Source organism: Nocardioides mangrovicus (assembly GCF_003674065.1).
Classification (GTDB): domain Bacteria; phylum Actinomycetota; class Actinomycetes; order Propionibacteriales; family Nocardioidaceae; genus Marmoricola; species Marmoricola mangrovicus.
In genome coordinates this window covers 20,742-31,820 of record NZ_RDBE01000002.1, presented here as the reverse complement: position 1 = coordinate 31,820, position 11,079 = coordinate 20,742, and the positions used below count along the sequence as shown (strand labels likewise).

The window sequence follows — 11,079 nt, the reverse complement described above, 5'->3', positions numbered from 1 at the left end:
CCCACGTAGCCCGACGCCGACCACAGCGCCGAGAGCAGGCCGACGACGAGGGCGAGACCGGCCCCTGGGGCGCGCGTGACCGAGGCCAACGGCTTGGCCAGCGTGTCGGCCGCGGAGCCGGCCCCCACCTGACGCAACACCTGCAGCAGCGAGTCGACCGCCTCGGCCCCGTTGCCGACGAGGCCCACGATCGAGACCAGGGCGATGACGGCCGGGAACAGCGCGAGCACGGAGTAGTAGGTCAACGCGGCGGCGAGGTCGGTGCACTGGTCCTTGGAGAACTCCCGCGCCGTCTTGCGCAGGATGTAGGTCCAAGAGGGCTTGGTGATCTCGCCCAGCGAGTCGGGCTTCTCCTCGGCGTCCGGCGCCGGGGCCGCGGCACGGGCCGTCGCCGAGTCGCTCACCGGGAGCGTCCGCGACGGACGAGCCAGACCACCACCGCCACGGCCGCCACGGCCGCGACAGCTGCGCCGACCGGCACGACCGGGCGCAGGTCTCCCCGCTCGTCGGTCGACACCTCCTCGACACGGGTCCTCACCCGCTGGGCGGCCTGCTCGACCGAGGCGGTGGCCCGACCCTTGACGTCCGCCTTGGCGGCCAGGGCGTCCACTGTCCTCGCCAGGTCTTCGCGGGTCTCGGCGATGGCCTCCTGGATCTCGTCGATGCCCTCAGGACCACCCGCAGCAGGGCTGCCCTGCGACGACGTGGGCCCCTGCGGAGCGCTCATCGGCCGGCCCCCTTCACCGTCTCGATGTCCTGCTTGACGCTGTCGATGGTCTGCTCCGGCGCCACGGGCGTCCCCTCGGCGACCTGTCGCTTGCCCACGAGGGCGGCCACACCTGCAACGGCGAAGAGGACGACGGTGACGATCAGGGCCGCCAGCCACACGTCGACGACCAGCGCCAGCGCCGCGATCGCCGTGGCGATCAGGGCCCCCACGCCGTAGAGCGCGATGAGACCGGCAGTGCCGAAGAGTCCGGCCCCCACGCCGAGCCTCTTGGCCTTCTGCGTCATCTCCGCCTGGGCCAGCTGGAGCTCGTAGCGCACGAGCTGGGCCGACTGCTCCGAGAGCCGGCTGATGAGCTCACCCGTGGAGGCGTCCGCCGCCGAGGTGCCGGCGGCCGTCGTCGCGGCCTCGCCGGGCGGGGTCGCCCCGCTCATCGGGTCCGTCCCGAGGCCGAGGCGTGCGACCCGGCGGCCGAGGCCGCCTTGCCCCGTGCCTGCTCCACGAGCTGCTGGACCGTGGGATCCGCCCACAGTCCTTGTGCTCGCTCGGCGATCTGGTCGAAGCGCTCACGCCCGGCCCGGGTGCCGAGGACGTAGCCCACCGCACCTCCCACCAGCAGTGCCAGCTTGCCGCTCATCTCCACTCCTCCCACGGTGCTGCGCCTGTCGACGGCCCCGACGCTGGTGGGCGGTCGAGCCGAGCTCTCGGTCCGCCGCAGGCCCGCCGTCGGCGCCTGATGGCGTCCGTGTACCCCTCAGGGCACGACCGGAATCCTGGTAGGAGGTGGGTTTCTCGCCGCCGGCGCCGTGCTCGCGCGGCGCCCTCCGCCGGCGCCTTCCACGTCGTGCGTCCAGCCGCTCAAGCCGTCACGGTGGTGTCACCGAGATAGGTGTCCAGGAAGGCCGGCAGGGGTACGGCCCGGCCCACGTGGTAGCCCTGGGCGAAGTCCACTCCCTCGTGGCGGATGGCCTGGTGGATCTCGGCGCTGGCGACGAACTCGGCCACGGTCCGCTTGCCCAACCCGCGCGACATCTGGACGATCGAGCGCACGATGGTCCGGTCGGTGGGGTTCTTGTCGATGTTGGCCACGAACTCGCCGTCGATCTTCACGTAGTCGAAGAGCAGGTGCTTGAGGTAGTAGAAGGACCCGAACCCGGCCCCGAAGTCGTCGAGGGCGAAGCGGCAGCCCAGCGCCGTGACCCGCTCGGCGAAGGCGCGCGCGAGCTCGATGTTGGCCACGGCCGCGGTCTCGGTGATCTCCAGGATCAGGCCCGTGGGATCGACGTCGTGCCGATCCAGCTCCTCGACGAGGGTGCGCTCGATCGCCGCGTGACCGATCGAGCGTCCGGAGACGTTGATCTCGAGCTGGAACCCGGGGTGCAGCTGCTGCAGCTGTGCCAGCATCTCCACGGCGGTGCGGATGACCCAGGCGTCGAGGTCGACGATGAGGTCCGAACGCTCGGCGATGTAGAGGAACTGGTTGGGGTAGACGAGGTCATCGGAGTCGGCCAGCCGCAGCAGCGCCTCGGCCCCGTCCACCCGCTGGGTCGCCAACGTCTGAACCGGCTGCAGGTGGAGCTCGAACCGATCCTCCTCGATCGCCTCGCGGATCCTGTTGGTCCACGCCATCCGGGCTGCCATCCGGGGTTGTTGGAAGCTCTCGTAGTCCAAGACGGCGTACTGGTTGCGACCGGCGTCCTTGGCGTCGTACATCGTCATGTCGGCATCGGCCAACAGCTCCGCCGCGCTCTTCTGCGTCGCGTCCACCACCACGACGCCCGCGCTGACGGTGACGTTGCGACGAAAGCCGTCCAGCGTGCTGACGAAATCACGGACGGTGCGGATGACGGCCTCGGCGACGCGCTCGGCACCCTCGCGGTTGGTCTCCAGCAGCAAGATCGCGAACTCGTCGCCGCCCAGCCGGGCCACGGTGTCGGTGGTGCGCACCGTGCGCTCGATGATCCCCGCGACCGAGATGATGAGCTGGTCACCGGCCGCGTGTCCCAGGCTGTCGTTGACCTCCTTGAAGTGGTCCAGGTCGAGCACCAGGAGAGCACCGCGCGGACCGTAGCGCCGGCAGAACTCCACGTGGCGTGCCAGCTCGCGGTTGAACAGCCGACGGTTGGCCAGGCCGGTCAGCGGGTCGTGGTCGGCCAGGTGGGCCAGCTGCTGCTCGAACAGGTACCGGTCGGAGACGTCGGTGAGGGTCACCAGCGCCTTCGGCTCCTCGTCGGCGGGGCCTGCCTCCAGCAGGGTGCTGGAGAGCACCAGGTGGCGGACCGTACCGTCGCGGTTCGTGGTCCACTCGCTCTGGGTCCTGCCCGACGAGCTGGTGCGTAGCGCCTCGAGGTGCTCGGCGATGGTCTCGCGACCGGTATCGCTGAGCTCCTCGAGCGAGCGGTTCGCCAGGGCATGCCTGGGCTCCTCGGCCAGCGCGGCGAAGGCGTCGTTGACGCGCAGGAGCTCGCCCGAGGTCACGTCGACCACCGCGATCGCCTGGGGCGAGTCCTCGAAGAGCCGGTTGGACTGGTCTCGCTCGGCCACCAGCTCCTGACGTGTCCGGATCGCGGTGTTGGCGTCGATCGCCATCATCAACAAGCCGGTGGGCACGCCATCCGCCGAGGTCAGCTCGGTAAGGACGGCGCGACCGAAGAACTCGCTCCCGTCGGAGCGGACGTAGCGCCAGATCCTGCTCTCGACCGAGGACCGGGCCAGCATCGTCAGCGCCTCGAGATGGGTCGCCGCGCCGAGCTCGCTCGCCACGGCGTCGAGCTCCTCGCGGTGATGGAGGTCGGCCAGGGTCAGGCCACGTTCGTACGCCTCTGCGGCCGTGTAGCCCAAGAGCCGTTCGGCACCCGGGTTGAAATCGGTGATCCGACCGTCGAGGTCGGTCGAGACGACCGCCGCGAGGGTGGCGCCTCGGGTGACGGCGTCCAACCTCACCACGGTGTCTTGGAGCTGGGCGCCGTTGGACCGCAGCCGAGCGACCACCCGCAGCACGATCGGAGCGATCAGCAGGGCGAACACCGCCCACGCCAGACCTCGCTGCCAGTCCGAGGCGGGGTAGCGCGGGGGCCCGACCACCAGGCTGGGCAGGAGGAACGACGCGAACGAGAGTGCGGCCGCCACGACCAGGTGCCAACGACGGCCGAACAACGCCAGCCAGATGATGGGCAGGACGACGAGCACGGAGGCACGCGAGATGGTGCCCCCGGAGATGTCGCGCAGCAGCACGAAGACGCCGAAGAAGGCGAACGGGGCGACCGGCTGCACCCCGGACGGGAGGTCCGCGGAGATGGCCGCGGCGACCAGCACACCCACCAGCGCGAGCAGCGCGATCGCTCCGGCGATCTCCCCCGGCATGCGCTCGGGTGAGGTGACGACGGCGATGACGGTGCCCAGCAGGGCGACGAGTCCGAACGCCACACCGTCTTGCACCGTGGGCCGCAGGCCCACCGGCTGCGACGACGTCATGCTCGACCAGTCGGCCGGGGTCCGCCCATGGGCCTAGATGCTAGGGCAGATCGGTACCCGAAAGTGTCGTGTGCGGCTACGGCTCGCCCGGGGACGACGCCGCCACCTTCTGGCAGGGCGCGCTCGGTCGTGGGCTCGGGTCGTGAGGGCGACACCAAGGGGTACCGGTGAGCGTCGGAGGGGTCGAGCCGTGACAGAGTCCGAACGCATACAGATCCGTGCTTCGCCGGCGGGTCGACTGCCGCTCGGGAGGTGCCCGCTCCATGCCACGTCCACTCACGGTCGTCCTGATCAACGACTACCCGCTGGTCCTCGCAGGTCTCGCCACGATGTTGTGGCCCTACAGCCACCGGGTGCAGGTCCTCGAGCGCCAGCTGGGGTCCGGGCACGGCCACGCTGCGGACGTCGCGCTCATCGACACGTTCGGCAGCCCGGTCACCGACACACGGGTGCTGGAGGTGCTGCGCACCAGCCCGACCTCGAGGGTCGTCGTCTACTCATGGCACCCCCCTGCCGTGGCCTCGCCGGACCTCGCCGCTCACGACCGGTTCTCCGGTTTCCTGCCCAAGCAGGGCGGGCCGGAAGAGCTGGTCGCCGCGCTCGAACGCATCTGCGCCGGAGGACCGCTCGAGCGCCCGGAGACCGCGCGGCCCGTCTCGTCCGCCAGCGGTCCGGACTGGCCGGGGCGCGACCAGGGCCTGAGTGAGCGGGAGTCGGAGGTCCTCGCGCTGCTCGGCCAGGGGTTGAGCAACGAGGACATCGCCTCCGCGTTGTTCCTCAGCGTGAACTCCATCAAGCGCCACCTGAAGGTGGCCTACCGCAAGATGGGGGTCGCCTCTCGCACCCAGGCCCTGCTGTGGGCACTGGACCACGACTTCGCTCGCACCGGGACGGACGCGCCTGGCCGCTGAACCGCTCCCCCGGGGCGCCTCACGCCCGGTCCGAGAGTGCCTGCGCCGCGACGCGCAAGTCGGCCACGAGCAGCTCGAAGTCGCGGTCGCGCTCCTGGGAGCGCAGGACGGCCGAAGGGTGCGCCGTCGGCAGCACCCAGTCGGGCACGTGGGTCTCGGGGCGCATGCCCGCCACCTCCGCGGGCCACGACGCCAGCGTGCCGCGGGCCTCTCCGACGCGGAAACCCGTGCCGTAGACGGCCTTGCCCGCCGTGCCGCCGAGCAGCACAACGCCCTCGGGCCGCACCACGTCGAGCTCACCCATCAGCCAGGGACCGCAGGCGGCGACGTGCGCGCGGGTGGGGTTCTGGTGGATGCGCCGCTTGCCGCGCAGCTCGCTCCACCGGAAGTGCTTGACCACGTTGGTGATGTAGAGGTCCTGGCGCTGCAGCCCGGCCTGCTCCACCGCGTCGACGAGCAGGTGTCCGGCCGGACCGACGAAGGGCTTGCCCTGCTGGTCCTCCTGGTCGCCGGGCTGCTCACCCACGAGCATCAGCCGTGCGCGAGCGGCGCCGCGGCCGGGGACGGCCTGGGTGGCCCGCTCGAAGAGGTCGCAGCCGCGGCACTCCCGTACGCCGGCGGCCAGGCTCTCGACGCTGGGCTGCTCGGGGATCCAGGCACCGGCACCGGGGAAGTCGCTCACGGACGTCCGCTACCCGTGGTGGGTGTGGGCCATGCCGACCCCTACAGATGAGGCGCGGATGCCCTGGTCCGCGCCAGGCTCGCGGCATGGCTGATCGGAAGGGCAAGGGCAGCAAGACCGCGCAGAAGGCGAACGCCAAGGCCTCGAAGGAGGGTAAGAGCAATCCGCGCACGTCCTCGGCCGCCCAGGCCGAGCTGGGCAAGAAGGGCGGCAAGAAGGGCGGCAAGAAGTCCTAGGGGCCGGCTCGACCTCGTCTGTCTGTGCCTCTACTGTGCGGTTGACGTCTGGGAAGGGAATGACATGCGCCGGCTGCTCCTCGCCACCGCGATGACGCTCGGTCTCCTCGCCGCGACTCCGCACGCGGCCGAGGCCGCCAAGCCGCGCCACAAGGTCGTGGCCGGGCACTACGTCGGCTCGGAGACACCGGAGGAGCCGAACGGTCTCGACGACATCGTCTTCACCTTCGACGTGGCCAAGAAGGGCCGCGTGATCAAGAAGTTCACCATCGCGATGAACGTCGTGTGCTCGGGCTACCCGATCTACGTCGAGTACGTGGTGCAGCCCATGCACGCGATGCGGATCAACCCTCGCACCGGGCGCTTCCACGACGTGGTACGTGGCACCACCGACGGCGGCACCGGCTACGAGGTGGCGGTATCGGGTCGGATCAAGCGGTCGCGGGTCACCCAGGGGACGATGTACTACGACGTCGGCATCTGCCAGCGCGGCAGCCGCGAGGACCCCATGCGCTGGGTCGCCCACCGCGGCCGGTAGCCGACGCCGGCACCTAGTCATCCGTCCCTTCGTGGTCAGGTGCCGCAGGGTCGGACGGGAGCGCCACAGCCGTCGCCTAGGGTGAGAGCTGCCATGGTCGACGCCGCTCCACTCCCGCGCCGCACGATCGCGATCATCAGCCACCCCGACGCCGGCAAGTCCACGCTGACCGAGGCGCTGGCGCTGCACGCCGACGCCATCAGCGAGGCCGGCGCGGTGCACGGCAAGGGACACCGCCGCGCCACGGTCTCGGACTGGATGGAGATGGAGAAGGCGCGCGGCATCTCGATCAGCTCGGCCGCCCTGCAGTTCGAGTACCGCGGGCACCTGATCAACCTGGTCGACACCCCCGGCCACGCCGACTTCTCCGAGGACACCTACCGGGTCCTGTCCGCGGTCGACTCCGCGGTGATGCTGGTCGACGCCGCGCGGGGCCTGGAGCCGCAGACGTTGAAGCTGTTCCAGGTCTGCGCCCAACGTGGATTGCCCGTCCTCACCGTCATCAACAAGTGGGACCGGCCCGGCCTCGACGCGCTCGAGCTGCTCGACGAGATCGAGCGCGAGATCGGGCTGACGCCGACCCCGTTGACCTGGCCGGTGGGCATCGCGGGGGTCTTCGAGGGTGTCCTCGACCGGCGCAGCGGCGAGCTCGTCCGCTACACCCGCACCGCCGGCGGGGCCACCCGCGCGCCCGAGGAGCACGTCCGCCCCGAGGACGCGCGTGCCCACCTGCGCGACCACGCAGGGCCGATGGCCGCCGAGGCCTGGGACGAGGCGGCCGAGGCCGACGCGCTGCTGCGGGCCGACGGCGCCGACCACGACCTGGACAGCTACCTGGCCGCGGTGACGACGCCCGTCCTGTTCGCCTCCGCCCTGCTCAACTTCGCCGTCGCGCAGCTGCTCGACACCCTCGTCGACCTCGCCCCGGCCCCCCAGCCGACCCCCGACGTCGATGGCCGGCTCCGCGCCACCGACGCCGACTTCTCCGCCCTCGTCTTCAAGGTGCAGTCCGGCATGGACGCCGCCCACCGCGACCGGCTGGCCTACGCCCGGATCTGCTCGGGCACCTTCGAGCGCGGCATGTCCGTGACGCACGCGGCCACGAAGCGGGCGTTCTCCACCAAGTACGCCCAGGTGGTCTTCGGCCGGGAGCGCACCTCGGTCGAACGGGCCTACCCCGGCGACATCATCGGGCTGGTCAACGCGCGATCGCTGCGGGTCGGCGACACCATCTACACCGGCCAGCCTGTGAGCTACCCGCCGATCGCGACCTTCGCTCCGGAGCACTTCGCCACCGCCACGGTCACCGACGCCAGCCGCTGGAAGCAGTTCCGCCGCGGCATCGAGCAGCTCGACCAGGAAGGTGTGGTCCAGGTGCTGCGCTCGGAGGCACGCGGCGACCACGCCCCGGTCCTGGCCGCCGTCGGACCGATGCAGTTCGAGGTCGCCGCCGCGCGGATGAGCGACGAGTACGGCGCGCCCGTGCGGTTGGAGTCGCTGGCCTACACGGTGGCGCGGCGGGTCCCGGCCGACCAGGTCGACGCGGTCGCCGGCCTGCGCGACGTCGAGGTGCTGCACCGTGCCGACGGCTCCGCGCTCGCGCTGTTCATGGACCGGTGGCGGCTGCAGTCGGTCCAGCGCCAGCACCCCGAGCTGATCCTCGAGGCCCTCCCGGCCGGAGCCGACGCCGGCTGACCCCCGCCGTGGTCGCCCCGGTCAGCCGCCCTCGCCCTGAGACCGACCTCGAGCGCGCCCGTCCAACCCCCGTGCGCGCGCGGACAAGCATCGGGCTGTGACGGCGGCCACGCTCGCTCTGAGCACGCGGAAACGATCCGCCTGCTCAGAAGGGAACCGTCATGCCCATCACCACCCGAGTCAGCCTCGTCCGCGGAGCTCCGGGCGTCTACGAGACCGCGACCGTGGAGCTCGACGACCCGCGCCAGGGCGAGGTCACCGTCAAGCTCGCCGCCTCCGGCCTGTGCCACTCCGACGACCACGTCGCCACCGGCGACGTACCAGTGGCCGTCTACCCCTACGCCGGCGGCCACGAGGGCGCCGGCGTCGTCACCGCCGTCGGCCCCCACACTCCCGGCTACGAGGTCGGCGATCACGTCGTCTTCTCGTTCCTGCCGGCCTGCGGGCACTGCGAGTACTGCGCACGGGGGATGAGCAACCTGTGCGACCTCGGCGCCTCACTGCTCACCGGGGCCCGCGCCGAGGACCCCACCAGCTTCCGCATGACCGAGAACGGCAAACCGGTCGGCCAGCAGTGCGGGATCTCGACCTTCAGCGAGTACACCACCGCCTCGATCGACTCGGTGGTGAAGATCGACAAGTCCATCCCACTGAAGTCGGCCGCCCTCGTCGGGTGCGGCGTGCCGACCGGCTGGGGCTCGGCGACCCGGTCGGCCGACATCGCGCCGGGAGCCGTGGTCATCGTCATGGGCATCGGCGGCATCGGCGCCAACGCCCTCCAGGGCGCCAAGCACGCAGGAGCGTCGACGATCATCGCCGTCGACCCGGCACCCTTCAAGCAGAAGGTGGCCCACGAGTTCGGCGCCACGCACGCCTTCTCCAACATCGAGGAGGCCACCGAGCTGGCCCAGCAGCTGACCAACGGGCAGGGCGCCGACGCCACCATCGTCACCATCGGAGTCGTCCAGGGCGAGCACATCGGCCAGGCCCTGGCCTCGATCCGCAAGGCCGGCACGGTCGTGGTCACCGGCCTCGGTGACATCACGAAGGTCGGCGCCCCGATCCCGCTGGGTGAGCTCACCTTGTTCCAAAAGCGCATCCAGGGCTCGCTGTTCGGCCAGTCCAACCCCCGCTTCGACATCCCCGACCTGCTGCGCATGTACCGCAACGGCGACCTCAAGCTCGACGAGCTCATCACCACCGAGTACTCCCTCGACGAGGTGGCCAAGGCCTACGAGGACATGCACGCCGGCACCAACATCCGCGGCGTCATCGTCTTCGACGACTGAGCCCACACCAGTAGAGGCGGAGCACGACATGACCACCACAGTGGAGCCGGAGACCGGCCTCACCACCGAGATGTACATCGACGGCGCGTGGACCAGCGCCGCCGAGACCTTCGACGACCTCAACCCCGCCACCGGCCGGTCGCTCGCGCGGGTTGCCAGTGCGTCAGCCGCCGACGTCGACCGGGCGGTCGCCGCAGCGCGGGCGGCGCTGGACGGCGCCTGGGGTGCCACCCCGGGCGTTGCTCGCGGCGCCCTGCTGCACCGGCTGGCCGACCTCGTCGAGCGCGACGCAGCCCTGCTCGCACGACTGGAGTCGCTCGACATCGGCAAGCCGGCCGCTCAGCCGGCGATGCTCGACGTACCGAACACCATCGCCACCTTCCGGCACTTCGCCGGTTGGGCGGACAAGATCACCGGGCAGACCATCCCGACCGCTGGGTACATGGGGATGGCGCCCACGCACTCCTACACGGTGCGCGAGCCCGTGGGGGTGATCGGCGCGATCATCCCGTGGAACACGCCGTTGATGATCGCCGCCTGGAAGCTGGGACCCGCTCTCGCCGCCGGCAACACCGTGGTGGTCAAGCCGGCCGAGGACGGACCGCTGTCGATCCTGCACCTGGGCACCCTCATCGAGGAGGCCGGTTTCCCGCCGGGCACCGTCAACATCGTTCCCGGTCTGGGATCAGTGGCCGGCGCAGCGCTCGTCGCACACCCCGACGTCGACAAGATCTCCTTCACCGGCTCGCCCGAGGTAGGCCGTGAGATCCAGAAGGCGGCCGCGGACACGTTCAAGCGCGTGACCCTCGAGCTCGGCGGCAAGAGCCCGCACATCGTGGCCGAGGACGCCGACCTGGACGCGGCGATCAACGGGATCGCGATGGGACTGCTCTTCAACTCCGGGCAGGTGTGCGCCGCCGGCACGCGCATCCTGGTCCACCGCTCCCACTACGACACCGTGGTGGCCGCCCTGGCCGGCGCGGCGTCGGCCCAGGTGCTCGGCGACCCCTTCGACGAGGCGACCACGATGGGGGCCCTGGTCAACGCCGAGCAGCAGCAGCGCGTGCAGGACTACATCGCCCGCGGCAGGGCCGAGGGCGGTCGCATGGTGGCCGGCGACGAGAGCCTTCCCGACGAGGGCTTCTTCGTGCGGCCCACGATCTTCGCCGACCTCGCCGCCGACTCGACGCTCGCCCAGCAGGAGATCTTCGGTCCGGTGGGCGTCGTGTGGCCCTTCGACACCCTAGAGGAGGCGATCGAGCTCGCGAACGACACCAGCTACGGACTCGCCGCCACCATCTGGACGTCGAAGCTGAGCGCGGCCCACTCGCTGGCGGCCAAGATCCGCGCCGGAGCGGTGTGGGTCAACGGCTGGGCGGCTATCGACCCGGCACTCCCGTGGGGCGGGATGAAGGCCTCCGGTATCGGCCGTGAGCTCGGCTGGTCCGGGATCTTGGCGAACACCGAGGAGAAGGTCGTCACCATCGTCTTGTGACACCGGCGGGGGTGCGTATGCGGCGGCGTGCG

Annotated in this window: 12 protein-coding genes (1 of these 12 cut by a window edge); 6 read left to right on the top strand and 6 right to left on the bottom strand. The window is 71.0% G+C overall.

Annotated features, from left to right (window positions below; all coding sequences use genetic code 11):
• The 5 genes from D9V37_RS04680 to D9V37_RS04660 form a co-directional block, all read right to left on the bottom strand.
• A protein-coding gene (locus D9V37_RS04680; RefSeq protein WP_456299564.1) for a YihY/virulence factor BrkB family protein crosses the window boundary here: on the bottom strand, positions 1–230 show its 5' portion. It extends 595 nt beyond the left edge of the window; 230 of the gene's 825 nt are visible here — the first part of the coding sequence; the start codon lies at positions 228–230; its stop codon lies beyond the left edge, outside the window.
• Between the two features lie 170 nt (positions 231–400).
• Positions 401–727 (bottom strand): DUF3618 domain-containing protein, encoded by a 327-nt coding sequence (locus D9V37_RS04675; RefSeq protein ID WP_121805005.1) that lies wholly within the window; start codon positions 725–727, stop codon positions 401–403.
• Positions 724–1,161 carry a phage holin family protein gene (locus tag D9V37_RS04670; protein WP_121805004.1) on the bottom strand — a complete coding sequence of 146 codons (438 nt, stop codon included), beginning with the start codon at positions 1,159–1,161 and terminating at the stop codon, positions 724–726. Before D9V37_RS04670 ends, D9V37_RS04675 begins: the two co-directional genes overlap by 4 nt.
• The gene (locus tag D9V37_RS04665) at positions 1,158–1,364 is read right to left on the bottom strand and encodes a hypothetical protein (RefSeq protein WP_147455867.1); all 207 of its coding nucleotides are present in this window, start codon (positions 1,362–1,364) and stop codon (positions 1,158–1,160) included. The genes D9V37_RS04670 and D9V37_RS04665 overlap by 4 nt, the downstream gene beginning before the upstream one ends.
• Positions 1,365–1,585: 221 nt before the next feature.
• Entirely contained in the window at positions 1,586–4,201 is a 2,616-nt protein-coding gene (locus D9V37_RS04660; protein WP_121805002.1) for an EAL domain-containing protein, read from the bottom strand.
• A gap of 263 nt (positions 4,202–4,464) precedes the next feature.
• Between D9V37_RS04660 and D9V37_RS04655 the strand changes: the two genes are divergently transcribed.
• On the top strand, positions 4,465–5,112 hold the full coding sequence (locus D9V37_RS04655; protein ID WP_121805001.1) for a response regulator transcription factor: 648 nt from the start codon (positions 4,465–4,467) through the stop codon (positions 5,110–5,112).
• A gap of 19 nt (positions 5,113–5,131) precedes the next feature.
• Here the strand turns inward: D9V37_RS04655 and D9V37_RS04650 are convergent, their stop codons facing one another.
• Entirely contained in the window at positions 5,132–5,794 is a 663-nt protein-coding gene (locus D9V37_RS04650) for a UdgX family uracil-DNA binding protein (RefSeq protein ID WP_121805000.1), read from the bottom strand.
• An 86-nt stretch (positions 5,795–5,880) separates the two neighbouring features.
• Here D9V37_RS04650 and D9V37_RS20375 point away from each other — a divergent pair, with 86 nt between their 5' ends.
• The 5 genes from D9V37_RS20375 to styD all read left to right on the top strand — a co-directional run bounded on the left by D9V37_RS20375 (position 5,881) and on the right by styD (position 11,047).
• Entirely contained in the window at positions 5,881–6,030 is a 150-nt protein-coding gene (locus D9V37_RS20375; RefSeq protein ID WP_198412377.1) for a hypothetical protein, read from the top strand.
• A gap of 64 nt (positions 6,031–6,094) precedes the next feature.
• Positions 6,095–6,568, top strand: coding sequence for a hypothetical protein (locus tag D9V37_RS04645; RefSeq protein WP_121804999.1), 474 nt, complete (start codon positions 6,095–6,097; stop codon positions 6,566–6,568).
• A 93-nt stretch (positions 6,569–6,661) separates the two neighbouring features.
• A complete protein-coding gene (locus D9V37_RS04640; protein WP_121804998.1) occupies positions 6,662–8,263 on the top strand; it encodes a peptide chain release factor 3 in 1,602 nt (533 codons plus the stop codon).
• A gap of 161 nt (positions 8,264–8,424) precedes the next feature.
• A complete protein-coding gene (locus tag D9V37_RS04635; protein WP_121804997.1) occupies positions 8,425–9,552 on the top strand; it encodes an NDMA-dependent alcohol dehydrogenase in 1,128 nt (375 codons plus the stop codon).
• 28 nt (positions 9,553–9,580) lie between these two features.
• Entirely contained in the window at positions 9,581–11,047 is a 1,467-nt protein-coding gene (gene styD / locus D9V37_RS04630) for a phenylacetaldehyde dehydrogenase StyD (RefSeq protein ID WP_121804996.1), read from the top strand.
• The last annotated feature ends 32 nt before the right edge of the window (positions 11,048–11,079 follow it).

Excerpts from the sequence above, each read along its gene's own strand:
- D9V37_RS04675 (WP_121805005.1), bottom strand. The coding sequence starts at position 727 with ATGAGCGCTCCGCAGGGGCCCACGTCGTCGCAGGGCAGCCCTGCTGCG.
- D9V37_RS04670 (WP_121805004.1), bottom strand. The coding sequence starts at position 1,161 with ATGAGCGGGGCGACCCCGCCCGGCGAGGCCGCGACGACGGCCGCCGGC.
- D9V37_RS04665 (WP_147455867.1), bottom strand. The coding sequence starts at position 1,364 with ATGAGCGGCAAGCTGGCACTGCTGGTGGGAGGTGCGGTGGGCTACGTC.
- D9V37_RS04660 (WP_121805002.1), bottom strand. The coding sequence starts at position 4,201 with ATGACGTCGTCGCAGCCGGTGGGCCTGCGGCCCACGGTGCAAGACGGT.
- D9V37_RS04655 (WP_121805001.1), top strand. The coding sequence starts at position 4,465 with ATGCCACGTCCACTCACGGTCGTCCTGATCAACGACTACCCGCTGGTC.
- D9V37_RS20375 (WP_198412377.1), top strand. The coding sequence starts at position 5,881 with ATGGCTGATCGGAAGGGCAAGGGCAGCAAGACCGCGCAGAAGGCGAAC.
- D9V37_RS04645 (WP_121804999.1), top strand. The coding sequence starts at position 6,095 with ATGCGCCGGCTGCTCCTCGCCACCGCGATGACGCTCGGTCTCCTCGCC.
- D9V37_RS04640 (WP_121804998.1), top strand. The coding sequence starts at position 6,662 with ATGGTCGACGCCGCTCCACTCCCGCGCCGCACGATCGCGATCATCAGC.
- D9V37_RS04635 (WP_121804997.1), top strand. The coding sequence starts at position 8,425 with ATGCCCATCACCACCCGAGTCAGCCTCGTCCGCGGAGCTCCGGGCGTC.
- styD (WP_121804996.1), top strand. The coding sequence starts at position 9,581 with ATGACCACCACAGTGGAGCCGGAGACCGGCCTCACCACCGAGATGTAC.